General features: G+C 48.9%; 24 protein-coding genes. 8 read left to right on the forward strand and 16 right to left on the reverse strand.

All coding sequences use genetic code 11. The features are described from left to right. Window positions 1-46: 46 nt before the first annotated feature. The 6 genes from B5D63_RS16200 to radA all read right to left on the reverse strand — a co-directional run bounded on the left by B5D63_RS16200 (window position 47) and on the right by radA (window position 6,224). Window positions 47-1,528 (reverse strand): PSP1 domain-containing protein, encoded by a 1,482-nt coding sequence (locus B5D63_RS16200; protein WP_078669818.1) that lies wholly within the window; start codon window positions 1,526-1,528, stop codon window positions 47-49. Window positions 1,529-1,675: 147 nt separating this feature from the next. Beyond that, on the reverse strand, window positions 1,676-2,815 hold the full coding sequence (locus B5D63_RS16205) for a DNA polymerase III subunit (RefSeq protein WP_078669819.1): 1,140 nt from the start codon (window positions 2,813-2,815) through the stop codon (window positions 1,676-1,678). 34 nt (window positions 2,816-2,849) lie between these two features. Beyond that, window positions 2,850-3,398, reverse strand: a complete 549-nt coding sequence (locus B5D63_RS16210) for a DUF6252 domain-containing protein (RefSeq protein ID WP_143312941.1) — start codon at window positions 3,396-3,398, stop codon at window positions 2,850-2,852. A gap of 112 nt (window positions 3,399-3,510) precedes the next feature. Then, window positions 3,511-4,032: a glutathione peroxidase gene (locus B5D63_RS16215; RefSeq protein ID WP_078669821.1), complete on the reverse strand. Its 522-nt coding sequence runs from the start codon at window positions 4,030-4,032 to the stop codon at window positions 3,511-3,513. A gap of 106 nt (window positions 4,033-4,138) precedes the next feature. Continuing rightward, window positions 4,139-4,828, reverse strand: a complete 690-nt coding sequence (locus B5D63_RS16220) for a ComF family protein (protein WP_078669822.1) — start codon at window positions 4,826-4,828, stop codon at window positions 4,139-4,141. A 19-nt stretch (window positions 4,829-4,847) separates the two neighbouring features. Then, window positions 4,848-6,224: a DNA repair protein RadA gene (radA, locus tag B5D63_RS16225; protein ID WP_078669823.1), complete on the reverse strand. Its 1,377-nt coding sequence runs from the start codon at window positions 6,222-6,224 to the stop codon at window positions 4,848-4,850. Between the two features lie 559 nt (window positions 6,225-6,783). On the opposite strand from radA, the gene B5D63_RS16230 reads away from it, so the two are divergent. Next, complete coding sequence (locus B5D63_RS16230; RefSeq protein WP_078669824.1) at window positions 6,784-7,473, forward strand: zinc metallopeptidase; 690 nt, start codon at window positions 6,784-6,786, stop codon at window positions 7,471-7,473. 59 nt (window positions 7,474-7,532) lie between these two features. On the opposite strand, the gene B5D63_RS35440 is transcribed toward B5D63_RS16230, so the two are convergent. Then, on the reverse strand, window positions 7,533-7,718 hold the full coding sequence (locus B5D63_RS35440) for a hypothetical protein (protein WP_235021553.1): 186 nt from the start codon (window positions 7,716-7,718) through the stop codon (window positions 7,533-7,535). A gap of 285 nt (window positions 7,719-8,003) precedes the next feature. On the opposite strand from B5D63_RS35440, the gene rplM reads away from it, so the two are divergent. The 5 genes from rplM (at window position 8,004) to pyrH (ending at window position 11,754) form a co-directional block, all read left to right on the forward strand. Further along, a complete protein-coding gene (gene rplM, locus B5D63_RS16235; protein WP_078669825.1) occupies window positions 8,004-8,447 on the forward strand; it encodes a 50S ribosomal protein L13 in 444 nt (147 codons plus the stop codon). A gap of 14 nt (window positions 8,448-8,461) precedes the next feature. Next, a complete protein-coding gene (gene rpsI / locus B5D63_RS16240) occupies window positions 8,462-8,851 on the forward strand; it encodes a 30S ribosomal protein S9 (protein WP_078669826.1) in 390 nt (129 codons plus the stop codon). Between the two features lie 62 nt (window positions 8,852-8,913). After that, window positions 8,914-9,897, forward strand: coding sequence for a 30S ribosomal protein S2 (gene rpsB, locus B5D63_RS16245; protein ID WP_078669827.1), 984 nt, complete (start codon window positions 8,914-8,916; stop codon window positions 9,895-9,897). A gap of 117 nt (window positions 9,898-10,014) precedes the next feature. Next, the gene (gene tsf, locus B5D63_RS16250) at window positions 10,015-10,839 is read left to right on the forward strand and encodes a translation elongation factor Ts (RefSeq protein WP_078669828.1); all 825 of its coding nucleotides are present in this window, start codon (window positions 10,015-10,017) and stop codon (window positions 10,837-10,839) included. 201 nt (window positions 10,840-11,040) lie between these two features. Further along, a complete protein-coding gene (gene pyrH / locus B5D63_RS16255; protein WP_078669829.1) occupies window positions 11,041-11,754 on the forward strand; it encodes a UMP kinase in 714 nt (237 codons plus the stop codon). A gap of 158 nt (window positions 11,755-11,912) precedes the next feature. Here the strand turns inward: pyrH and B5D63_RS16260 are convergent, their stop codons facing one another. After that, window positions 11,913-13,022, reverse strand: a complete 1,110-nt coding sequence (locus tag B5D63_RS16260) for a DUF3298 and DUF4163 domain-containing protein (RefSeq protein ID WP_078669830.1) — start codon at window positions 13,020-13,022, stop codon at window positions 11,913-11,915. An 87-nt stretch (window positions 13,023-13,109) separates the two neighbouring features. Between B5D63_RS16260 and pdxH the strand changes: the two genes are divergently transcribed. Continuing rightward, window positions 13,110-13,757 carry a pyridoxamine 5'-phosphate oxidase gene (gene pdxH, locus B5D63_RS16265; protein ID WP_078669831.1) on the forward strand — a complete coding sequence of 216 codons (648 nt, stop codon included), beginning with the start codon at window positions 13,110-13,112 and terminating at the stop codon, window positions 13,755-13,757. Between the two features lie 102 nt (window positions 13,758-13,859). Here pdxH and B5D63_RS16270 read toward each other — a convergent pair whose 3' ends face one another. The 6 genes from B5D63_RS16270 to B5D63_RS16295 all read right to left on the reverse strand — a co-directional run bounded on the left by B5D63_RS16270 (window position 13,860) and on the right by B5D63_RS16295 (window position 19,658). Next, the gene (locus B5D63_RS16270; protein ID WP_078669832.1) at window positions 13,860-13,985 is read right to left on the reverse strand and encodes a 30S ribosomal protein THX; all 126 of its coding nucleotides are present in this window, start codon (window positions 13,983-13,985) and stop codon (window positions 13,860-13,862) included. A gap of 153 nt (window positions 13,986-14,138) precedes the next feature. Beyond that, window positions 14,139-14,408, reverse strand: a complete 270-nt coding sequence (locus tag B5D63_RS16275) for an HU family DNA-binding protein (RefSeq protein WP_012788562.1) — start codon at window positions 14,406-14,408, stop codon at window positions 14,139-14,141. A gap of 316 nt (window positions 14,409-14,724) precedes the next feature. After that, complete coding sequence (locus B5D63_RS16280; protein ID WP_078669833.1) at window positions 14,725-15,027, reverse strand: DUF4286 family protein; 303 nt, start codon at window positions 15,025-15,027, stop codon at window positions 14,725-14,727. 49 nt (window positions 15,028-15,076) lie between these two features. After that, the gene (locus B5D63_RS16285; protein ID WP_078669834.1) at window positions 15,077-15,841 is read right to left on the reverse strand and encodes an exodeoxyribonuclease III; all 765 of its coding nucleotides are present in this window, start codon (window positions 15,839-15,841) and stop codon (window positions 15,077-15,079) included. Window positions 15,842-15,849: 8 nt separating this feature from the next. Continuing rightward, the gene (gene metH / locus B5D63_RS16290; protein ID WP_078669835.1) at window positions 15,850-18,621 is read right to left on the reverse strand and encodes a methionine synthase; all 2,772 of its coding nucleotides are present in this window, start codon (window positions 18,619-18,621) and stop codon (window positions 15,850-15,852) included. Window positions 18,622-18,641: 20 nt separating this feature from the next. Continuing rightward, window positions 18,642-19,658 carry a homocysteine S-methyltransferase family protein gene (locus B5D63_RS16295; protein WP_078669836.1) on the reverse strand — a complete coding sequence of 339 codons (1,017 nt, stop codon included), beginning with the start codon at window positions 19,656-19,658 and terminating at the stop codon, window positions 18,642-18,644. 412 nt (window positions 19,659-20,070) lie between these two features. Here B5D63_RS16295 and B5D63_RS16300 point away from each other — a divergent pair, with 412 nt between their 5' ends. Then, window positions 20,071-20,286, forward strand: coding sequence for a hypothetical protein (locus B5D63_RS16300; protein ID WP_078669837.1), 216 nt, complete (start codon window positions 20,071-20,073; stop codon window positions 20,284-20,286). 207 nt (window positions 20,287-20,493) lie between these two features. On the opposite strand, the gene recR is transcribed toward B5D63_RS16300, so the two are convergent. Beyond that, a complete protein-coding gene (recR, locus tag B5D63_RS16305; protein ID WP_078669838.1) occupies window positions 20,494-21,111 on the reverse strand; it encodes a recombination mediator RecR in 618 nt (205 codons plus the stop codon). A 60-nt stretch (window positions 21,112-21,171) separates the two neighbouring features. After that, a complete protein-coding gene (locus B5D63_RS16310; protein WP_159456046.1) occupies window positions 21,172-22,659 on the reverse strand; it encodes an Ig-like domain-containing domain in 1,488 nt (495 codons plus the stop codon). Window positions 22,660-22,687 lie beyond the last annotated feature (28 nt).

Consider the following 22,687-nt stretch of genomic DNA (forward strand, 5'->3'; position numbering starts at 1 on the left):
TTAATTAAGCAAAAAAAAGACAACCAGTTACGGTTGTCTTTTTCTTTTATCCTTTGTTGTTATTATCGGGCTTGGGTCTGGGTTTATGCCTTGGAGGCCGACGGTCCTGTTTGGGTTGTCCGCCTTGTCCCTGCTGGGCTCCCTGATTCTGAGGCTTTGGGCCCTGTTCCTGCCGTGGTTGTTGTTCACGGCCCTGTTTGGGTTGTCCGCCTTGCTGGCCTTGTCCCTGGCGTTGCTGGTGGCCTCCGCCGCCGCGTCCTTCCTGTTTGTTTTTACGATCAGGATGGTGGCGTTCGTGGCGTTCATGGCGCTGCTGGGCAGATTTTTGTTCCTGTTTAGGCTCGTTTTTGGGATGACCGCCCTGCTTCTGCTGCTGATCGGAAGCTTTTTGCTGTTTCTGACGGTCTTTATCCTTTTGTTTGCGCTTCTGTACTGTTTTTTCCAGTGATTTAAGGCTGATCTGGCCTACCACGTCGGCAAAGCCGAGGTCGGCTTCTTTGGGTTTGGCGGTCACCACTTCCACCGCTTTCAGTTCCTCAGGTTTAACACCCTGACGGTTGAGCTGGCGGATTTCCTTTACCCTGGTAATTGTCAGCGGATACTGTTTGTTGCTGCCCTCATAGGAGTACCACATGAGGCTTTTGAAGATATCCCTTTTCTGCAGATTGGCGACACCGGAGGAAGTTTCGATGGTGTCAGCGTCTTCAGGGAATTCCTTCAGCGCGTCGAGGTAGGTATCCAGCTCGTAGTTGAGGCAGCATTTCAGGCGGCCGCATTGACCGGACAGTTTCGCCTGATTGATGGACAGGTTCTGGTACCTGGCGGCGGTAGTGTTGACGCTTTTGAAGTCAGACAGCCAGGTAGAACAGCAGAGTTCGCGGCCGCAGCTGCCGATACCACCTACTTTTCCGGCTTCCTGGCGGGCGCCTATCTGGCGCATTTCCACCTTGGCGCGGAATTCAGAGGCATAAACCTTGATCAGCTCACGGAAATCCACACGATCGTCTGCGGTGTAGAAGAAGGTGGCTTTTCGGCCATCGGCCTGTATTTCCACTTCTGCCAGTTTCATTTCGAGGCCCAGGTTACGGGCAATAGCCCTTGATTTTATCAGGGCATCTTTTTCGCGGGCCTTGTTATCGGCCATCCTTTGCAGGTCGTCGTTGCTCGAACGACGTAATACTTTTTTGATCTCGGGGGTGTCTTCAGCGCGCCTTTTCTTCATCTGAAGTTTTACCAGTTCGCCTGTCAGGCTCACCGTGCCAACATCAAAGCCGCTAACGCCTTCCACGGTCACCATCTCACCTTTGTCAAGGTGCTGTTTGGTGACATTGCGGAAGAAGTCCTTACGGCTGCCGTTGTTGAAACTTACTTCTATAATATCGAATGGTGCTAAGCTATCGCCAAGCGGAATATTGGACAGCCAGTCAAATACATTCAGTCGGTTACAACCTCCCGTACTGCATCCTCCATTACTCTTACATCCTGACGGCTTTCCCTCCACACCCGTACCACATCCGGCACAAGCCATATTAGTAATTAGTTTAAATTTTATAAATAAGCATTTCAGGTTACTCCAATCCTTTAAAATACGCTTTTCCCTTCAGAAAAACAAAAAGGACGGGAGATGACAAAGGTAAGGAAATGCTATGACAAGAGGAGAGCGGCTTTCCGGTTATTACAGAACGGGTAAAGGTTTCTTTTTGAATATATATTGTAGCTTGATAGACAATGCATGAAATAACATTTTAGCATTGGCATTTCGCTCGATATGATAATATGCATTGTCCAGCTCATCGGCAATGAGCCGGGTTTGTTCCAGATTGGCCAGTTTCGCCAGCTTACCGGCAAAATCTACTTCTTCGTCTGAAAAAGCGAGCTGGGCCTTTTCAATATACTGAAGGCGGATGGTATGTTCCAGCAGGTTGATGAAATACCGCAGGAACTGTTTCTGATTTTCACGGCCTGTTTTGGCGCTGGAGATTGCTTCGATCCATTCCTGCAGCGCCACCCGGTTGCCGGTAAACAGATAGTTGAGCCAGTTACGCAGCAGTTCATGGTAGTCGTCATCGGAATGCTGCAGCAAAAAGATAGCCTCCCGGTAATTGCCCGCCGTAATAGTGGCAACCTGTCGGGCTTTGGCAGCCGGAACTTTCGCCCTTTCCGTCAGGGCTTTTTCCATATCCTCCCGGGTCAGCGGGTTTATTTTCACCAGATGCGTACGGGACAGGATGGTAGCCAGGATCTGTTCCTGATTTTCTGCAATCAGGATAAACAGCGTATTGGCCGGTGGTTCCTCTATCAGCTTTAGCAGCCGGTTGCCCTCGTTACCGAGGTATTCCGGCATCCACATCAGCAGGATCTTATAACCGCTTTCAAAACTCTTCAGGTTCAGCTTCCGGATAATATCCTGGCACTCGTTAGCCGTAATATTCCCCTGTTTGTTTTCAGCCCCGATAAACTGCAGCCAGTCATAGGCATTGCCATATGGATTGGTAGTCACAAACTCCCGCCATTCGGAAATATAATCCGTGCTGACAGGTTTGTCACCTGGTTTTCGGGGTATCACCGGATAGGAGTAGTGAATATCGGGGTGTATATGCTGCGCCGCTTTCAGGCAGGATGAACACTGGCCGCAGGCATCGTGCGCCTGCTTGTTTTCACATACCAGGTACTGGGTGAAGGCCAGTCCCAGCGGTAAACCGCCGGCTCCTTCGGGGGCCAGTAATATCATCGCATGACTGAGGCGGTTCTGTTGTATGGATTGTATCAGCTGCTGTTGTGCCGCTGCCTGTCCTATGATCTCCGAAAAAAGCATGGACGCAAGATACTGAAAAGGGGCTAATCACCGGTTAGGGTAATGTCACATAACAAGCATTCTGGAACGTGCCGGAGCCGGTAACCTTATGGTTGTCCGCCTCAAAATAAAAAGTGCCGCTTACTTTTTTCAGTTTGGTATTGATAAAAGTAATGGTGATACTGGAGGTGTCGGTACGCAGGTAGTCAAAGTCTGCAGAGTTATTGATGGCTGCAACCACCAGGCCACCCTGCAACCGGCGGGCTTTGGAGTATACGTATGTTTTCAGCTTCAGGCTGTCGTTGCCGATGGCAGGGTCGCCGTAAGGGCCGTCCATCAGGTTCAACACGAGCTTAAAGCTGTCATTGACCGCCTCGATGCTCAGGAACTTAACGCCGCCGCTGTCCAGCTGTTGCCGGAACAAGGTGCTGGTGGAAAGGTTCATGGAACGGGTGGTGTTCTGAACAGTGCCAGTCATCGTCATTTCGGGGCATGAAAGAATTGGTGTGTCTATGTTGCGCTGGCAGGCGGCCATGCACAACATTACCACCGTAGAAACCAGGACTACGGTTTTTTTGCGGTGTACGGAATGTTGGTTTTTCATCTGTATTATGTATCCACTTGTTGTAATGTTCTCAGGCACGCTAACGTATAGGTATATACGCAGGCGTGTGGCATTTTATTACACTAAGTTGGCAAAAGGCAGGGAGGTAATGCTATTTTTCAATGGCAGCAATTACTTCCGGTGCATCCGGTTGTGTTTTGGGTGAAAACACAGCAATGAGATTCCCTTTTTCATCCAGTAAGTATTTCTGGAAATTCCACTTAACGTCTGCCGGCTCCAGGTGTTTGGCTTTGCTTTCTTCCAGCAACCATTTATACAGCGGGTGGATATTATCCCCTTTTACTGATATTTTGGCGGCCATGGGAAAGGTGACAGCATATTCTTTGGTGCAGAAGGACTTGATTTCTGCGTTAGTGCCAGGCTCCTGTGAGCCGAAATTATTCGCCGGGAAACCCACGATGACGAGCTTATCCTGGTATTTCTGATATATTTTCTCCAAACCTGCATATTGTGGGGTATTGCCACAAAGGGAGGCAGTGTTGACAATCATTATTTTTTTACCCTTAAAACGGGAGAAATCAATTTTGCCCCCGTCAACTGCATCTACTTTAAACTCGTAGATACGCGGACCTACAAATAACAGAAGGACCCAAAGTATGGCCAGTCTCAACATAAATAATATTTTTAGAGGGAATGATCGGTGGTAGTAAAGTCAGCGTGTAACGGACTTTACGGTGTAAAGATACGCATCCGCAGGAACAAAAAGAATTAACTTTTTGTTAGCCCGAAGTCCAGGCCAGGCAACAGATGCTGACGGTTGCGCCGGCCTCTGCCAAGGCCTGTCCGGCGGCTTCTGTGGTGGCGCCGGTAGTAATAACATCATCTATCAGCAGTACATGCCTGCCCGTTAGTAGCGCAGGGTTGGCCTTAAAAACCGTTTTCACATTTTCCCAACGGCTGGTCCTGCTTTTCCTGGTTTGCGTACCGGTGTATTGGACCCGTTGCAGCGCATGGGGAAGCACCGGTTTGTCCATAACGGCACCAATGCCTTCGGCCAGCAACGCTGCCTGGTTGTAGCCCCGTTCCTTCTCTTTCCGGGGAAAGAGCGGTACCGGCACCAGGCAGTCGGCAGCCATCGCCAGATGGCCCGACCGTAATATATAGCCCGCCTGTTTTCCCAGCCAGCCGGCAATGTCTTTTCGCTGATGATATTTGAACTGGTGGACCAGCTGCTGCAATCCCGATTGCTGACTGTAATAATAAATGGCCACGGCATGGGCCACCGGAAGGCGTCCGCGGAAAATATCCGCTACCGGGTTGTCTGCATAGTGGTGAAAGCCTGTCAGTGGAAGGCTGTCGTGGCAATGCAGACACAACAGGTCGCCGGCAGCAGGCAGTTCCGTTCCGCAGATTTCACAGCAGTGCGGATAAAACAATTGTACCAACGGAGATAACAAACGGGTAAACATCGGGTTAGTATGAGGTGTATCAGAATAATTGTTGATATACTTCTTCCACTCTTCCTACCGGCACCACTTCTATATTGAATTTGCTGAGATCTATTCCTTTTTTATTATAACGGGAGATAAATATTTTATGAAAGCCGAGTTTTTCCGCTTCTGCAATACGTTGTTCGATACGGTTGACAGCCCTGATTTCGCCACTCAGGCCTACTTCTCCGGCGAAGCATATTTTATTGGCGATGGCGTTGTCTTCATAAGAGGAGAGCAGCGCGCAGAGTACGGCGAGGTCAATGGCCGGGTCTTCCACACGAATGCCGCCGGCGATGTTAAGGAAAACGTCTTTCACGCCAAAGTGGAAGCCGCCGCGTTTTTCCAGTACGGCCAGCAGCAGTTGCAGGCGGCGCAGGTCGAAGCCGGTGGCGGTACGTTGCGGCGTGCCGTAAACAGATTGGGTGACGAGCGCCTGCACTTCCACCAGCAGCGGACGAAGCCCCTCCATGGTAGCGGCGATAGCGACACCACTCAATAGGTCGTCCCGTTGGGAGATCAGTATTTCAGAAGGGTTGGTCACCTGCCGGAGACCGGTGCCGGTCATCTCATAAATGCCCAGTTCAGCAGTAGAGCCGAACCTGTTTTTGATGGTGCGCAGTATGCGATAGGCATAGTGCTGATCGCCTTCGAACTGCAGTACAGTGTCCACCATGTGTTCCAGTACTTTGGGGCCTGCAATGGAACCGTCTTTGGTGATGTGACCGATAAGGAAGACGGGGGTGTTGCTTTCTTTGGCGAAGCGTTGTAATTCCGCAGTGGTCTCCCTGATTTGTGACACGCTGCCAGGTGCCGATTCTATCAGCGGTGTATGTAGTGTCTGAATGGAATCTACGATCACCAGTTGCGGCTGTAGTTTTTTTATTTCAGCGAAGATGGTTTGCGTAGATGTTTCTGTGAGCAGATAAAACTGATCGTTGGTATTCTTGATGCGATCGGCCCGCATTTTTATTTGTTGTTCGCTTTCTTCGCCGCTGATATAAAGTGTTTTTATTTGTTTCAGCTGCAGGGCATTTTGCAGGAAGAGCGTGGATTTGCCGATGCCGGGTTCTCCGCCTACAAGTACAAGTGAGCCGGCAACGATACCGCCGCCGAGTACACGATTCAGTTCATTGTCGGGCGTCAATAACCTCTTCTCCTCGTTGGTAACTACTTCAGAGAGATTGACTATTTTCTGGGTGCGGCCGTTGCCGCCGTCGTTGTTTTTCCAGTCGTGCTGTTTGCCGGGAATATCTTTCTGCACTCTTTCTTCAACGAAGGTGTTCCATTGTCCGCAACTCGGACATTTACCATTCCATTTTGCAGATTCGTATCCGCATTGCTGGCAAAAAAAAGCGGTTCTTATTTTACTCATAATATTTTTGAAACAGGATGTTACAAAGTAAGTGGTTTTGTAAAAAAACGGGGGTGAAATGTTAACGTGAAAGGCTAAAAAAGGGGGGTATCGGGTACTTAAAAGAGAAAAGAGCCAAACGGAAGATTCCGTTGACTCTTTCTACTTACTAACCCATTAAATTCAGGTCTAAATTACAAAATGGCTTCAGAATAAAAAAGTTTATTTGATTGATGTGAATAACTTTTGATTGATTTTCGTAATGTAAGAAAGTGGCTGCCAACGCCTGTTTCAGGCCATAAATTGTCCAATATTACTTTCATTGGCAACTCGTAAAATGTTGATAAATAGGATTGATGTTGAGGATTTTTGCATATGAAAAAATTAACATAAGATGAGCGGTGAGTTCTGCCAAACCGGCCGTTTTTTCAGGTAAATTTCTTAAAAAAAGACAAAATGACAGTGTTAAATTTCTGTATGAAAGGTCACAGGCGAGGTTGGCAGGAAAACTCTTAAATAAAACTTAAAACGGGGTATCTGGATAGAAATTTGTGCGTACAGCACCATCAAATGTATAAGTATGACACCAGGAATCATGTTTGTTTCGCTGATTTTTGTGGGGATCAGCTTTCTTGTCAGTTATGTATTAAAGAGTAAGTTCCGGGCCTACGCTGAGATACCAACCTCATCCGGACTTACAGGCAAGCAGATCGCGGAGAAAATGTTGAGGGACAATAACATTTACGATGTCCAGGTACTGTCGGTAGACGGATTTTTATCGGATCACTATAATCCGGCCAATAAGACGGTCAACCTGAGTCCTGACGTATATGCCGGGGCCAATGTGGCGGCAGCGTCCGTGGCGGCGCATGAATGCGGGCACGCGGTACAGCATGCGGCGGCTTATCCCTGGCTGGGCCTGCGTTCCCGGTTGGTGCCGGCAGTGCAGTTCAGCGCCTCGCTGGTACAATGGGTATTGCTGGGCGGCATCCTGCTGATTAATGTATTTCCCCAGTTGTTGCTGGCGGGTATTGTCCTTTTCGGGATTACTACCGTGTTTTCGCTGATTACGCTCCCTGTGGAATTTGACGCTTCCCGCCGTGCGCTGGCATGGCTGGACCGTAGCCAGGTAATGCGTCCGCAGGAGCATGACAAGGCTAAAAATGCCCTTTGGTGGGCGGCTATGACCTATGTGGTAGCGGCGCTGGCCTCCCTGGCCACCCTCTTCCAGTATATACTACTATATATGGGCGCCCGCGACCGGCGATAACCGTACTGAGCTGAAAATTAGGAGGGCTTTCCGGATGGGAAGCCTTTTTTGGTAGCTTTCTACCTCTGTGTGGCAGTACTTTCCTGGCGGTGCCACCGTGGCAGTGCTATCCTTGCAGTACCACCCTGCCAGTATCCTCCCTGGCGGTGCCGCCGATACCATCGCCGGAATCTCCCAGCCCTCCTGCCACCGATACCACCGCCGGCTTCGCCGGTGAGTATTATCTTTTTATAATATAGAAACAAAACATCTGCATAAGCATTTAAAAAACAGCTGGTAGTTCAAAAACGGGGAGAAGTGGCGCCGGGAAAGCCCCCGGAGGCTGTGGTCGCTGTAGTGTCCCGCGGGGCGTCGTTTTTTATTGTGTTAATAACTTTTATTCAAATTTTTTATTGAAAATCAATCAATTGCAAAGGTGTCTTTCAAAAAATAACCTAAAATGTATGGTTATTCAGAATAGTGAATGTACCTTTGCACTCCCCGTTACAGGGGGAATTGTTTACAAGACGTAATTTTTATCGTATACAACAATGAACACATTAAGCTTTAAAACTAAATCGGCTAACGACGCTTACGTAAAGCGTGACTGGCATATAGTAGACGCTACTAACCTGACTCTGGGAAGAGTATGTGCGAAAATGGCAGCGATCCTGAGAGGTAAGAACAAGCCTTACTATACGCCTCATACTGATTGTGGTGATTATATCATCGTGATCAATGCGGAAAAAATTGCTTTGACCGGCAATAAAATGGCGGAAAAAGAATACATGCACTACACTGGTTACCCAGGTGGTCAGAGAGTTGAACTGGCTAAGGACCTGATCCGTCGCCGTCCTGAGGTGATGATTGAGAAGGCAATCAAAGGTATGCTGCCTAAGAACCGTCTCGGTCGTAAAATGTACAAAAAACTGTTTGTATACGCAGGTGCAGAGCATCCTCATGCAGCGCAGAAACCAAAACCATTAACTTTCTAATTTTTCTCTGATACATGGAAAAGCAAAAAAATACAATAGGTCGTCGTAAGGAAGCTGTTGCCCGTGTGTATATCAACAAGGGTACCGGTAACATTACCGTAAACGACAAGGATTATAAAAACTACTTTTCTCTGATCTACCTGCAGAACCAGGTGGAACTGCCCTTCAAAACTATCGACGCGCTGGATAAATTTGACGTGAAGATCAATGCACAGGGTGGTGGTATCAAAGGACAGGCAGAAGCGATTAAACTGGGTATTGCACGTGCACTGTGCGAAGTGAACATCGAGTTCCGTCCTGCACTGAAAGCAGCCGGTCTGCTGAAACGTGATCCGAGAAGCGTAGAACGTAAGAAACCAGGTAAAGCGAAAGCAAGAAGAAGCTTCCAGTTCTCTAAACGCTAATTTTGAGTACTTAGCAATTATCGCTAAACATTATTTGATCCTTTTAATTGAGCAATATAAACATGGAAAATAATACCTCATTGCAGCAGCAGTTACTGGAGGCAGGTGTTCACTTCGGTCACCTGAAGAAGAAATGGAATCCTAAGATGCTGCCTTATATTTTCGCAGAAAAGAAAGGTATTCATATCATCGATCTGAACAAAACCGTAGAAGGTTTACAGGAAGCAGCTGCTGCCCTGAAATCCATCGCTAAAAGCGGTAAAAAGATCATGTTCGTTGCTACTAAAAAGCAAGCGAAAGAAATCGTAGCAGATGCTGCGCGTAACATCAACATGCCTTACGTTACTGAAAGGTGGTTAGGTGGTATGCTCACCAACTTCTCTACCATCCGTAAGAGCGTGAAGAAAATGCAGAGCATTGAAAAAATGCTGCAGGACGGAACTTTCGACAACATCACCAAAAAAGAACGTCTGACTTTAAGCCGTGATAAAGAGAAAATGGAAAAAGTGCTGGGCGGTATCGCTCAACTGGCACGTGTTCCGGCCGCTCTGTTCATGGTAGACATCAGCCACGAACATATTGCACTGGCAGAAGCTAAACGCCTGGGCATCGTTACTTTCGGTATGGTGGATACCAACTCCGATCCGAGCAAAGTTGACTTCGCTATCCCTGCGAACGACGATGCTACCAAATCCATCGCTATCATCACCAGCTACATCTGCGCAGCAATCGCAGAAGGTCTGTCTGAAAGAGCTACTGAAAAATCTGAAGAAGTAGAAGAGGAAGAAGAAGCAGAAGATAAAGCACGCAGATTTGACGTAGAAGGTGGCGAAGACCGCGAAAGAGGTCGTAAACCAGGCAGCAACAGCGGCGGTGGTCGTGGCCAGGGCGCAGGTGCTAACCGTGGCGGTGGCCAGGGTGGTAACCGCGGCGGTCAGGGCGGCGGTAATCGCGGCGGTGGCAACCGTGGCGGTGGCCAGGGTGGCGGACAACGTCGTCCTTCCAACGCTGGTGGCGGCGGTCCGAGAAAACCAGCCGGTAAATAATATCATCTTCTGATTTTGATATTTAATTATTTGGTTATTTAAAATGCAGCGAAGATTACCTTCGCTGCATTTTAAATAACCAAATGACCAAATAATAAAATAAAAAAATAAACTCTCATGGCAACAATTACAGCAGCTGATGTAAACAAACTGCGTCAGCAAACTGGTGCGGGTATGATGGATTGCAGAAAAGCACTCGTGGAAAGTGATGGCGATTTCGAAAAAGCAGTAGACTACCTGCGTAAGAAAGGTCAGAAAGTAGCTGCACTGCGTTCCGACCGCGAAACTAAAGAAGGTGTTATCATCGCTAAAGTTGCTGCTGATGGTAAATCCGGCGTTATCGTAGGTCTCGGTTGCGAAACCGACTTCGTGGCTAAAAACGAAGACTTCGTGAAATTCGCACAGGCTATCGTTGACCTGGCCCTGGCCAAAGGTATCAAAACCATCGACGAACTGAATGCTGCTGAGCTGGACGGTGTAACCGTTGCCGACAAGGTAAACGACCAGGTAGCTAAAATCGGCGAAAAAATCAGCCTGAATAAATTCGAATTCGTGGAAGCCGGTGGTGTAACTGCCTACATCCACGGTAACTACCGTATGGGCGTTCTCGTTGCTTTCTCTAAACCTGTTTCTGAAGAAGTAGGTAAAGACGTGGCCATGCAGATCGCTGCCATGAACCCGATCGCAGTAGACGCTGACAGCGTTCCTGCTGACGTTATCGCCCGCGAAAAAGAAATCGCTGTTGAACAGGTGAAAGCTGAAGGCAAACCTGCTGAAATGGCCGAAAAAATCGCTGTCGGTAAAGTGAACAAATTCTTCAAAGAAAGCACCCTGCTGGCTCAGGCTTTCGTGAAAGACAACAACAAATCCGTTGCAGATTACCTGAAATCTGTAGACGCTGATCTGAAAGTATCCGGCTTTAAGCGAATCGCTTTAGGTTAATACCAGCATATTAGAAAAAAGGAGAGAATTTTGGTTCTCTCCTTTTTTTTGCGCACTGCAAAATCAGTCGCCCGCAATCGCCTGCTTACAACAAAATCATCCGGCATTTTGCTTTCACTTGCAGGTTTTTGCTTTTAAATTGTATCTTAGGATACCGTAATTACATTAGCAAATCACAATCTTACAATATTTTATAGCGTCATGTTGCCAAAGTATAAGCGTATTTTGCTCAAATTGAGCGGTGAGGCCCTTATGGGGGATGCAAATTATGGTATTGATCATAAGGTAATTACCCAGTATGCCTACGATATCAAAGCTGTTACCGACCTTGGAGTTCAGGTAGCCATCGTGATCGGCGGCGGTAATATCTACCGTGGAATGAATGAAGCCGAAACCGGCATTGAGAGAGCCCAGGGAGACTATATGGGCATGCTGGCCACCGTGATCAATGGAATGGCCCTGCAGAGCGGACTGGAGAAAATAGGACTCTATACCCGCCTCCAATCAGCTATTAAAATGGAACAAATCGCAGAACCTTACATCCGCCGCCGCGCCATCCGCCACGTGGAAAAAGGTCGCGTGGTTATATTCGGAGCCGGCACCGGTAACCCGTACTTTACGACCGATACCGCCGCTTCCCTCCGTGCTATCGAAATCCAGGCAGACGTCATCCTCAAAGGAACCCGCGTAGACGGTATCTATACCGCCGACCCGGAAAAAGACAGCACCGCCACCCGGTTCGAAACTATCACCTTCTCTGAGGTATACCAGAAATCACTCAACGTCATGGACATGACAGCCTTTACCCTCTGTCAGGAAAATAAACTGCCGATCATCGTGTTTGACATGAACAAACCAGGAAACCTCCTGAACGTGATCATGGGCAAAAATGTGGGTACCCTGGTAAAGGACTAACCCCGGATTTAGGGATTTTTTGATTTGCGATTTTTAAATTCAGCGAATAAAAAGCGAAGACCAAAGGCGACTACTGTTCGCTTTGGTCTTCGCTTTTATCAATATACGAAATCAAAAAATCGCAAATCAAAAAATCCCTAAATCCCTAAATCCCTAAATCATTTCATGATGCTTTTCAGCTCCGTAAACGGAAGAAACAACGTCACCTGCCCCAGGGCATAAGGCCCGATCTCATAAGGCACATAACTGAACGCTACGCCTTTATGGGTAACAATAAAATTGTTATTGGGCACGATCGTCTTCACCAACAGGCTCTGGTCCAGCGACTCGTCCTCGTCAATATGGAACTTCTTCCGGAACGCCTTGTCCAGCAAAGGAGATAAAACTTCTTTATAGCCGGGTTTGAAAAAGCCGTCAGGCGTTATCTCCTTATGACCGGCCAGGTCCAGCGTCTGATAGAACGCCCCGGAATTGCCATGGGCGCCGCCGGTAAAATCATAGGCATATTTTTCTATCACCAGCAGTGGCCACGTATTGTAAACCACCTTCATGTCACTCTCGGTGGTCCAGTTCCAGGAGGCTGACTGGCCATCGGCCATGTCACTGCTGTCTGCATCCCTGGCAGCGATACGATAACTGGTCACAAAAGAATCAATGGCCCTTTTCACAAACCGCTCCGGATCTGTCACCCTGTTGTCGCCGGTGATCGCTTTCCGCAGAAAAGCCGCCGTGGCAGAATCCGTTGCCGGGTCCGGCCAAAGGATGCTGTTGGATGCAATGCCCAGCGGAGAACCGGTGAAAGAAGGCAACAATTGCACAGAGTCAGCAGCGTAATATACTTTCAACGCCTGCGCCTTTCGCAGGTCGGTACGCAGTTCAAAATGATAGGAGGTGCTGTCGCCATGCCATACCCCTTTGAAAATACCGTCATCACTCAGCGTGCCCCCAAAAAAACGTTCTTCCTCCCGGTTGCCGTTGTCTTCATAAATCTTGACCTGATCAGCTTCCTGGCTGCCCCAGATGCTGATCGGCTGACCGGTACTGTCATCGTAATAATAGCCGCGAAACAGATTGGGCGCCGTTTTCAGCAATTCCATGGTGATCTGCCTGTTACCCACTGCGCCTTTTAATTGCGTATAATAATAGGGGGTACTCAACAGGGGAACCACCATACTGGCCGTATCTTGCCGGTCCTTTTCCTGGTTACCGCTGTGACAGGCCGGCAACAGACCACCAGCCAACGCGAGTAATAGAAGCACTCTTTTCATACTATGATTTATATCAGGTCTCCCAAAATTACTATTATCCTTCCATACCTTTGTTTACAGGTTTAAACCAATTAAACATTTACGATCATGTTAAACCAGAAAGTAGCAGACCTGCGGAAAGACTATAGGCTGGCTTCGCTCGACGAACAGGATGTAGCTCCGTCACCTTTGCAGCAGTTCGGGAAATGGTGGAACGACGCCACTTCCAGCGAAATAGACGAGCCCAACGCCATGACGCTGGCCACCAGCACGCCGGATGGACGGCCCTCTGCCAGAATTGTGTTGCTGAAGAGTTTTGATGAAGAAGGATTCATGTTTTTTACCAACTATGAAAGCCGTAAAGGGCATGAACTGGCCCGGAACCCCTATGTGACACTATTGTTTTTCTGGCGTGAGCTGGAACGCCAGATCAGGATAGAAGGGATCGTGTCCAGGGCAGGGGAAAACGTGAGCAATGAATACTATAACAGCCGTCCGCTGGGCAGCAGGATAGGCGCCATTGCATCACCCCAGAGCCAGGTAATACCGAACCGTCATTTTCTGGAAGAAAAAGTGAACGAGATAGCTGTAAAATATGAAAAGGAAACGCCGCAAAGGCCGGAATATTGGGGTGGTTATATCGTGAAACCCTTAGCCATGGAGTTTTGGCAGGGTAGGAGCAGCCGCTTGCACGACCGTATTCTGTATACACATACCACCGGTGGCAGCTGGAAAATAGAAAGGCTGGCACCCTGAGCCATGTATAGATTTTCTGATTTACGGATTTTTTGATTTGGGGAATTCCTGTCGTTGATACACGAAATCAGGAAATCCCTACATCAAAAAATCCGTAAATATTTATGCTTTTTTCTCAGCTTTAGGAGCAGCTGCAGCAGCGGCTTTCCTTGTTCTTGCTGGTCTTGTTTTACCGAAAGATTTGTTGAAGATCTTACCTCTTTTGGTTTTTACATCTCCTCTACCCATAACGAATAATTTGAAGTTTGTTGTTTTTATTAAAAGGATGTTATCAGGCTGCAAATTACGCTAAATCGCGGAAATAGCATACAGTCGGACTTCTATATAAAAAAAAAGCAAGAAACATGATTGTTCCTTGCTTGAATAAGTTGTGCTAACTGATTAGAGCTTGTCGGATAAAGCTTTACCAGCTTTGAACTTAGCAACTTTCTTAGCTTTGATCTTGATGATCTGGCCAGTCTGCGGGTTTCTACCGTTACGTGCAGCACGTTTAGAAACAGAGAAAGTACCGAAACCTACCAGCGTTACTTTACCACCTTTTTTCAGGGTATCAGCAACAGCTTTAGTGAAAGAGTCCAGCGCTTCGTTAGCTTGGGTTTTAGTGATTCCTGCGTCTTTAGCAAGTTTGTCGATTAATTCGGCTTTGTTCATAGTTAGTAAGATTTAACTAGTGAAAAAATGTTTGATGTGAGCAAATATAGCGCGTTTTATCAGATTACCAAATTTTTCACAATTTTTTTATGGAAATTTTTATCGGCTGAAAAAGCCTGCTGGTAACGGTTACAGCTGATTGGGGGGGTGCCTGCTAAAGACATGAACTTTAGCAGGCTCTCTTAAAACGTTGTTCCATAGCGGGTTTCCGGGCTTTTAGGTTGTAAAAGAGGGTGTTTTCCAAGTATTGTACCAAAGTCCGGAGGCCTTGAAAATAGTGAATTTCCTGTGGATAAGTTTAATTGTTAAGCATGGTTCAGATGACCTCCATAACGGTATGAAAGGCCACAAAACGATCGCCAAACAGGTCGTAACCCCTTTGCCGGAGCGTATTTGCCTGTACGGCCTGATAGGTCTGATAGTGCTCCTGGCTGGTGGCAAAGAACTGTATCACATAGGTAGGCCCTTCCGTGTCATCCTGCTCCAGTAGCCGGCACATACGGTAGTCGGTAAAAAGACCGGTGCTCAATATGGCGGGAATGTGCTCTTCCCTCATCCACTGTAACCAGGTGGAATGCACATCTGTGGCCACTTTGGCCGTTACGTTGTATATGATCATAAGTTGCGTGCGGATATAAAAACCACATGTACGGATACCGTAGAACCGCCTATAAAGACAGCTCCAGGAACACCGGGCAATGGTCTGAATGTTTCACTTGCTGGTAGATGGTGGCGTGCTTCAGCTTTTCCTTTAAGGGAGTGGTCACATTGATATAGTCAATACGCCAGCCTTTGTTATTATTGCGGGCATTGGCGCGAAAGCTCCACCAGCTGTACTGGTGCGGGTCCGGGTTAAAATGCCGGAAACTGTCTACAAAGCCGCTTTCGAAGAACCGGTCCATCCAGGCTCTTTCTTCCGGCAGGAACCCGGTGGAATTCTTATTGCTGACGGGATCATGGATATCAATCGCCTTGTGGCAGATGTTGTAATCACCGCACAGCACCACGTTGGGCCGGGTTTGTACCAGTTCGCCAAGATGAGCGAAAAGCTCTTCCAGCCACTGGTATTTATAGGTCTGACGGAGGTCTCCGCTGGTACCGGAAGGGAAGTAGGTGTTGATCAGTGTCAACTCGCCAAAATCCAGGCGGATAAAGCGGCCCTCTTCATCGCTTTGCGTGTGCCCGCTGCCGTAATGCACCTTGTCGGGTGTAATACGCGTCAGTACGGCCACGCCGCTGTATCCTTTCTTCTGCGCGGGGAACCAGTAATGTTCGTAACCCAGCGCCTCAAATTGTTTGAAGTCCACATTATCCTGGTGGGCTTTGATCTCCTGCAGACAGATCACGTCTGCAGGATCAGTTTGCAGCCACTCGGTGAAACCTTTGGTCATAGCGGAACGGAGGCCGTTCACATTGTACGATATGATTCTCATGTGTTGGATTAAATGTCGTATTCCAGGTTGGGCCGGAGCCATTTTTCGGCTTCTTCTACTGTCCAGCCTTTACGGGCTGCGTAATCTGCCACCTGGTCTTTTTCTATTTTACCGAGACCGAAATACCGGGCGTCCGGGTTGGCGAAATACCAGCCGCTTACGCTGGCGGCAGGGTACATGGCCAGCGATTCTGTCAGCGTGATACCGGTGTTCTCTGTAGCATTCAGGAGGTCAAACAGCTTGTATTTCTCTGTATGATCCGGACAGGCAGGGTAGCCGGGCGCCGGGCGTATACCCATGTATTCTTCCCGGATAAGCGCCTCGTTGCTGAGGTGCTCTTCGCTGGCATAGCCCCAGAACTCTTTGCGCACGCGTTCATGCATCAGTTCGGTGAATGCTTCTGCCAGCCTGTCTGCCAGGGCTTTCAGCATAATGCTGTTATAGTCGTCATGCTCCGCCTTGAATTTCTCCAGCCACTGTTCGATGCCGATGCCGGCAGTAATGGCAAACCCGCCGATATAGTCGGTTTTGCCGGTGGCAGCAGGGGCAATATAATCCGCAAGGGACTGGTTGGGTTGTCCGGGTGCTTTTTTGATCTGCTGGCGCAGGAATTCCAGCGTCACCGGCGCAATATCAGCTTGTTCGGGTGTCACCTGTATGCTGTCGGCAGCGGTGGCATTGGCCGGGAAAAGGCCGATAACGGCTTTGGCGCCCAGCCATTTCTCGCGGATGACTTTCGCCAGCAGTTCCTGCGCATCGTTGTACAGGCGGGTGGCTTCTGTTCCTACCACTTCATCTGTCAGGATCTGCGGGAATTTGCCGTGCAGTTCCCAGGCGATGAAGAAGGGTTGCCAGTCAATATATTGCGCGATCTCGGCGAGATCGTAGTCTTCAAAGACCTTTACGCCGGTGAACTTTGGCTTTACCGGGGTAAAGGCGTCCCAGTTGATCGCTGTTTTATTTTCCTGGGCAGTGGCAAAAGGAAGGTATTGTTTAACCGGTTTCTTATTCCTGAAGGACTCGTTCAGTTTCTCGTATTCCGTTTTCACAGAGGCCAGGAAGTCCTTTTTCAGCGCTTTGTTGAGCAGACTGCCGGTAACGGTCACGCTGCGGGAGGCATCCAGTACGTGTACTACGCCGTGGGCGTATTCCTGTGCGATTTTCACCGCTGTATGGGTACGGGAGGTGGTGGCGCCGCCGATGATCAGCGGAATATCGAACTCCTGGCGCCGTAGTTCGCGGGCTACGTGCACCATTTCATCCAGGCTGGGGGTGATCAGGCCGCTGAGGCCGATGATGTCCACATTTTCCTGGCGGGCGGTCTGCAGTATTTTCTCAGCAGGCACCATCACGCCGAGGTCGATGATTTCATATCCGTTACAGGCCAGTACTACACCTACAATGTTTTTGCCGATATCGTGCACGTCGCCTTTCACGGTGGCCAGCAGGATTTTTCCGGCAGATTTTATCTCTCCGCCGTGAAGTGCCTGGTTGCGCAGTTTTTCTTCTTCTATATAAGGAGTAAGGATGGCTACCGATTTTTTCATCACGCGGGCGCTTTTCACCACCTGCGGAAGGAACATCTTACCGCTGCCAAACAGGTCACCGACGATGTTCATGCCGTCCATCAGCGGCCCTTCGATGACGTCGAGCGGACGGGCATATTTCTGGCGGGCTTCTTCGGTGTCGGCGTCAATATAATCGGTGATGCCGTTTACCAGTGCGTGGCTGAGTCTTTCTTCCACAGTGCCCTGGCGCCAGGTTTCATCCTTTTCCACCACTTTGCCTTTGGCTTTTACCGTTTCGGCAAACTGTATCAGGCGTTCGGTAGCGTCGTCACGGCGGTTTAGTATGGCGTCCTCACAGAGCTCGCGGAGCTGTGGTTCGATATCGTCATATATCTGCAGCATACCGGCGTTGACGATGCCCATGTCCATCCCTGCCTTGATGGCGTGGAACAGGAATACGGAGTGCATGGCTTCGCGCACGGTTTCATTACCACGGAAAGAGAAAGACACGTTGCTGACACCACCGCTTATTTTAGCCAGTGGCATCAGTTCTTTGATCCTGCGGGTGGCGTTGATGAATTCCACCGCATAGTTATTGTGCTCTTCTATACCGGTAGCGATAGCGAAGATATTGGGGTCGAAGATGATGTCCTGCGGGTCATACCCTACTTTTTCCGTCAGGATCTTATAGGCGCGGTGACTGAAGGACACCCGTTTTTCTTCGGTGTCGGCCTGGCCATGCTCGTCAAACGCCATGACTACTACCGCAGCGCCGAAGCTTTTGCAGATATGGGCCTGTTCTATGAATTTGGCTTCCCCTTCCTTAAGGCTGATAGAGTTCACCACGCATTTGCCCTGTACGCATTTCAGACCGGCTTCAATAACACTGAATTTACTGGAGTCGATCATGATGGGGATACGGGAGATGTCCGGTTCGGCCGCCAGCAGTTTCAGGAAGGTAGACATGGCCTGTTCCCCGTCGAGCAGGGCGTCATCCATGTTCACGTCCAGGATCTGGGCGCCGTTTTCCACCTGCTGCCGGGCTACGGACAAGGCTTCTTCATATTGGCCTTCCCGTATGAGGCGGGCGAATTTTTTGGAACCGGTAACGTTGGTACGTTCACCGACGTTGATAAAGTTGGTTTCAGGCCTTACCACCAGTGGTTCAAGGCCGCTCAGCCGCATAAACGGCCGGATTACCCGTTGCGGGGCAGTTTCCGGTTCCATCGCTATCGTTTCGTTGCTTGTATGGGAATGTATGCTTGCGCTCATGATTGCTTTTGTGTTTAGGATTATGCCAGGGTGTCTACCAGCTCCGGTTTCCGGCGTGGTGCAATGGTTTTTACATGCTGTGCAATATGGCGGATATGGTCTGGCGTGGTGCCGCAGCAGCCGCCCACAATATTCACAAAGCCTGAACTGGCAAAATCTTCAATGATACAGGCGGTATCTTCCGGCTCCTCATCGTATTCTCCGAATGCGTTGGGCAGGCCTGCGTTCGGGTAACAGCTGACATAGCAGCTGGCGATATTGGACAGCTCTTCCACATAAGGGCGCATCTGCTGACCGCCAAGGGCGCAGTTGAGTCCTACAGAGAAGGGGTTGGCATGCATCACGGAAATGTAGAAAGCTTCCAGGGTCTGACCGCTCAGCGTCCGGCCGGATGCATCCGTAATGGTCCCGGAGATCATCACCGGCAGCTCCGGCTTGCCGGATTCACGGAAGTACTTTTTGATGGCATAAATGGCCGCCTTACAGTTGAGCGTATCGAAAATCGTTTCAATCAGCAGGATGTCCACGCCGCCGTCTGAAAGGCCTTTTATCTGCTCTTCATAAGCTTCGGCCACTTCATCGAAGGACACGGAGCGGTACCCGGGATTGTTTACGTCCGGGGAGAGCGACAGGGTTTTATTCAGCGGTCCGATGGCGCCTGCCACAAAGCGGGGCCTGTCCGGGTTTTTGGCGGTGTACTCCGCAGCCGCTTTCTTCGCGAGCCGGGCCGCAGCCACGTTCAACTCGTAAGCCAGTGCCTGCATGTCATAGTCGGCCATTGCAATGGAAGTACTGCTGAAAGTATTGGTCTCGATAATATCGGCGCCCGCTTCCAGGTATTCCTTATGAATGGCTTCTATGATCTGTGGCTGGGTGAGGTTGAGCAGGTCATTATTGCCTTTGAGGTCCATATGGTAGTTGGCAAAACGGGTACCTCTGTAATCAGCTTCCTGGAGTTTGTATCGCTGGATCATGGTGCCCATGGCACCGTCAATGATGAGCACACGCTCATTAGCGCAGTCTTGTAAAGATTTCATGGTTTTCTTTGCTGTTTATTAGTTGCTGTTAAAATCCAACAGGGTCGAACAATAAACAAATCCACCCCGTAATATCTTGTAAAGATACGCTATTTTAATATCTAAAAACAGCTTATTTGCCTGTCCCGTACTGTATGGGACGGCCTTTCTTCCGAAGTTAATATTAACAGTATTTTGTATAGATTTTGTCTATATTGATATTTTTATTTGGTAGAAGTCTATAAAGTCTACTATATTTGTAGGGTAATAGAAAACACCATGCAACAACAAAAGCTGAACATACTGTTGAACCCGGCGGTAGCCCCCCACCAGTCCTATGCCTGCTGTCCTTCGGGACGCTGTTGCTGTTAAAACGGCACCTGGTTTCTCATTGAATTCTTCCCGGTTTTTATTACAACAAAAAGCATTTGTCATGACAATAGCAGAACATATCCATGCGCTCAGGGAACACCTGGCAGGCCTTGGCCTGCAACCGGTTCCGGAGATGAATGATGGAAGTGAGCCAGCGGTTTTTAAGGTATGTTTTCTTAATAAATATGAAATGCAGCGCTGGAAAGAGCTGCGCGAACAGGAATCAAAAACCAATCATACCATATTTCAGGGTACGCCTGAAAAAGACGTACACTGATCTTTTTCATAACGTGGAATTACAGGTTAAACGAAGACGGGCGTTATTGAACGCCCGTATCTATTTTGCCATTTATCTATTTTGCCATTTATCTATTTCGCCATTAGGTTATTTTGCCATTTATTTATTTAGATATTTAGTTATTGATTCATTTTAAATCGCTTTAATCCAATATCTAAATAATAAAATGACTAAATGACTAAATGGTCAGGGTTTAACGTAGCTGTCCAGCGGCAGCCGGTTGGAAATGGACCGCGCCAGCGTCATCTCGTCGGCATACTCCAGTTCGCCGCCAAAAGCAATCCCCCGCGCAATCGTGGTAATCTTCACAGGATATTCTTTCAGTTTTTTAGACAGGAAATAAATGGTGGTATCTCCTTCAATGGTGGGGCTTAAGGCCATAATCACCTCTTCTACGCCCTGGTGTTTTACCCGTTCTACGAGCGACTGGATATTCAGTTGCTCCGGGCCAATACCATCGATAGGGGAGATAATACCGCCCAGCACATGATACAGGCCGTTGAACTGCTGTGTGTTTTCAATGGCCATCACATCCCGGATGCTTTCTACCAGGCAAACCACCTGCCGCTGCCGGGAATGGTTACTGCAGATACCGCACACTTCTTCATCGGAAACGTTATGGCATACTTTGCAGAAGCGGATCTGCTGCCGCATACGGGCTATCGCCTCACCAAACTGCTGTACCTGCACCGTTTCCTGCTTCAGCAGGTGCAACACCAGTCGCAGGGCCGTTTTTTTACCGATGCCCGGCAGCTTGGCAAATTCATTGACAGCGTTTTCTATCAGAGCGGAAGAGAATACCATAATGCAAAGTTAGGAATATTGCCGCTGTACAGGCCACAGGGGCCGGTAATGCGGCAATAATTATATTTCTATCGTTGGCCGGAGCGTCCAGTAAGCTTTCAGGTTCTGCTTGCCTGGCACCAGGATCACCCGTTCGGGTTGCCGCTTGGGCGCTTTGTAGTACTGGCCGCGGTCCCATTTGCCGTTGCCATTGGCATCCAGCAGCACCCTTACTTCGTATTCGCCGGGTGTAATGAACTTCTGCAGCCAGGTGCCGTTGACAGCGGTACCGGAGTATTTAATAGCCTTATCCTGTACCAGTTGTATCACGTAATGCATGGAGTCGTCATTGATAGCCTGCCGTGTACTGTCACTGATCTTCAGCGTTACCCCGAAAATGGCGTAATCGCTTGATTTTTTGGACTTAAAGCTGATGGTATCTGCTTTGGGCAGCTGCTGTCCGGTGGTATCAGTGGCGGCATCTGCCGGGAAGATCATCCGGTAAGGGGTCCCTTCTTTCCACGGATAAAACACCGTGAGCTTGGTATGGGTGCTGTCCATACTGGTATGGAAAGTGACCCTGGTAAATGCACTGTCTTCTCCCAAGGTCACACGGGCGCTGTCCAGCGTTCTCAGCGGCAGATTGAACGTCAGCTGCAACGGTGCAGGCAATTCCTGCAAGCCCCCGTCAAGCGTGGGCGTTATCTGAAGTTTAGGCGTTTTCTTCTTTTTGTCTTTTTCCTTTTCTTTCTCCCTTTCCTGGTCTTCCAGCTCCTGGTTGGCCCGGTCCAGCGAATCCTGCGGGGAAAGCGGTTCCTTGATCGTACTGTCCCGCTCCATGAAAAGCAACAGGTTGACCCCCTCCACATTCTGCTCCTTCATTACAATGGGTTTCTCCACGAAAGCGATCATTTCGGAAGGCTGGTTGTACTGGAGGTCACGATCTTCCTCTTTCAGTGCAAAAAGCTTGTAAGTGCCGGGAGCCATATTTTTAAACCGGAAAGAACCGTCGGGACGGGTTTTGGCATAATACACCGGTTTCTCCTGGGAAACGATGGAGTCCTCCAGGTTGCGGTACAGCATCACAGCGATGTTACTGTCAGGAACGCCGTTTTCGGCATCTATCATATGGCCCGTAAGCTGGAGACTGTCCAGGTAATTACCGGTAGACACCACATACTGAAAGTCGGGGATAGCGTTGCGCTCATTGATGTCCCGGATGGCGTCCGAAAAATTGAAAGTATAGGTGGTATTTTCCTGCAGGGTGTCCTTCAGTTCCATGGTCACCGTACGCAGCTTGGCGGTGATGATGGGTGTACGTTTCAGCGTGGGCGACACAATAAGTTTGTCGTTCACATTATCCAGTTCCACAAACTCGTCAAACACAAAGTATACCTTCTTGTTTTTAAAATGCAGGGAGGAATCGGGTGGATTCACCGCCGCAAGGGAAGGAGGTAGACTGTCGCGCGGTCCTCCGGCTGGCGGTACAATGTTGGCACAGCGGGTCATCGAAACAGCAATCATAAAGGATATCAGCCAGAATGCCCAGCTCCTGATATATTGATACATATTTCCGGTCGGATTAAAAAAATATGTT

This window comes from Chitinophaga eiseniae (genome assembly GCF_900167135.1).
Classification (GTDB): Bacteria; Bacteroidota; Bacteroidia; order Chitinophagales; family Chitinophagaceae; genus Chitinophaga; species Chitinophaga eiseniae.

Bases quoted from the DNA above. Each gene is read 5' to 3' on its own strand.
- B5D63_RS16200 (WP_078669818.1), bottom strand. From the start codon at position 1,528: ATGGCTTGTGCCGGATGTGGTACGGGTGTGGAGGGAAAGCCGTCAGGA.
- B5D63_RS16205 (WP_078669819.1), bottom strand. From the start codon at position 2,815: ATGCTTTTTTCGGAGATCATAGGACAGGCAGCGGCACAACAGCAGCTG.
- B5D63_RS16210 (WP_143312941.1), bottom strand. From the start codon at position 3,398: ATGAAAAACCAACATTCCGTACACCGCAAAAAAACCGTAGTCCTGGTT.
- B5D63_RS16215 (WP_078669821.1), bottom strand. From the start codon at position 4,032: ATGTTGAGACTGGCCATACTTTGGGTCCTTCTGTTATTTGTAGGTCCG.
- B5D63_RS16220 (WP_078669822.1), bottom strand. From the start codon at position 4,828: ATGTTTACCCGTTTGTTATCTCCGTTGGTACAATTGTTTTATCCGCAC.
- radA (WP_078669823.1), bottom strand. From the start codon at position 6,224: ATGAGTAAAATAAGAACCGCTTTTTTTTGCCAGCAATGCGGATACGAA.
- B5D63_RS16230 (WP_078669824.1), top strand. From the start codon at position 6,784: ATGACACCAGGAATCATGTTTGTTTCGCTGATTTTTGTGGGGATCAGC.
- rplM (WP_078669825.1), top strand. From the start codon at position 8,004: ATGAACACATTAAGCTTTAAAACTAAATCGGCTAACGACGCTTACGTA.
- rpsI (WP_078669826.1), top strand. From the start codon at position 8,462: ATGGAAAAGCAAAAAAATACAATAGGTCGTCGTAAGGAAGCTGTTGCC.
- rpsB (WP_078669827.1), top strand. From the start codon at position 8,914: ATGGAAAATAATACCTCATTGCAGCAGCAGTTACTGGAGGCAGGTGTT.
- tsf (WP_078669828.1), top strand. From the start codon at position 10,015: ATGGCAACAATTACAGCAGCTGATGTAAACAAACTGCGTCAGCAAACT.
- pyrH (WP_078669829.1), top strand. From the start codon at position 11,041: ATGTTGCCAAAGTATAAGCGTATTTTGCTCAAATTGAGCGGTGAGGCC.
- B5D63_RS16260 (WP_078669830.1), bottom strand. From the start codon at position 13,022: ATGAAAAGAGTGCTTCTATTACTCGCGTTGGCTGGTGGTCTGTTGCCG.
- pdxH (WP_078669831.1), top strand. From the start codon at position 13,110: ATGTTAAACCAGAAAGTAGCAGACCTGCGGAAAGACTATAGGCTGGCT.
- B5D63_RS16270 (WP_078669832.1), bottom strand. From the start codon at position 13,985: ATGGGTAGAGGAGATGTAAAAACCAAAAGAGGTAAGATCTTCAACAAA.
- B5D63_RS16275 (WP_012788562.1), bottom strand. From the start codon at position 14,408: ATGAACAAAGCCGAATTAATCGACAAACTTGCTAAAGACGCAGGAATC.
- B5D63_RS16280 (WP_078669833.1), bottom strand. From the start codon at position 15,027: ATGATCATATACAACGTAACGGCCAAAGTGGCCACAGATGTGCATTCC.
- B5D63_RS16285 (WP_078669834.1), bottom strand. From the start codon at position 15,841: ATGAGAATCATATCGTACAATGTGAACGGCCTCCGTTCCGCTATGACC.
- metH (WP_078669835.1), bottom strand. From the start codon at position 18,621: ATGAGCGCAAGCATACATTCCCATACAAGCAACGAAACGATAGCGATG.
- B5D63_RS16295 (WP_078669836.1), bottom strand. From the start codon at position 19,658: ATGAAATCTTTACAAGACTGCGCTAATGAGCGTGTGCTCATCATTGAC.
- B5D63_RS16300 (WP_078669837.1), top strand. From the start codon at position 20,071: ATGACAATAGCAGAACATATCCATGCGCTCAGGGAACACCTGGCAGGC.
- recR (WP_078669838.1), bottom strand. From the start codon at position 21,111: ATGGTATTCTCTTCCGCTCTGATAGAAAACGCTGTCAATGAATTTGCC.
- B5D63_RS16310 (WP_159456046.1), bottom strand. From the start codon at position 22,659: ATGTATCAATATATCAGGAGCTGGGCATTCTGGCTGATATCCTTTATG.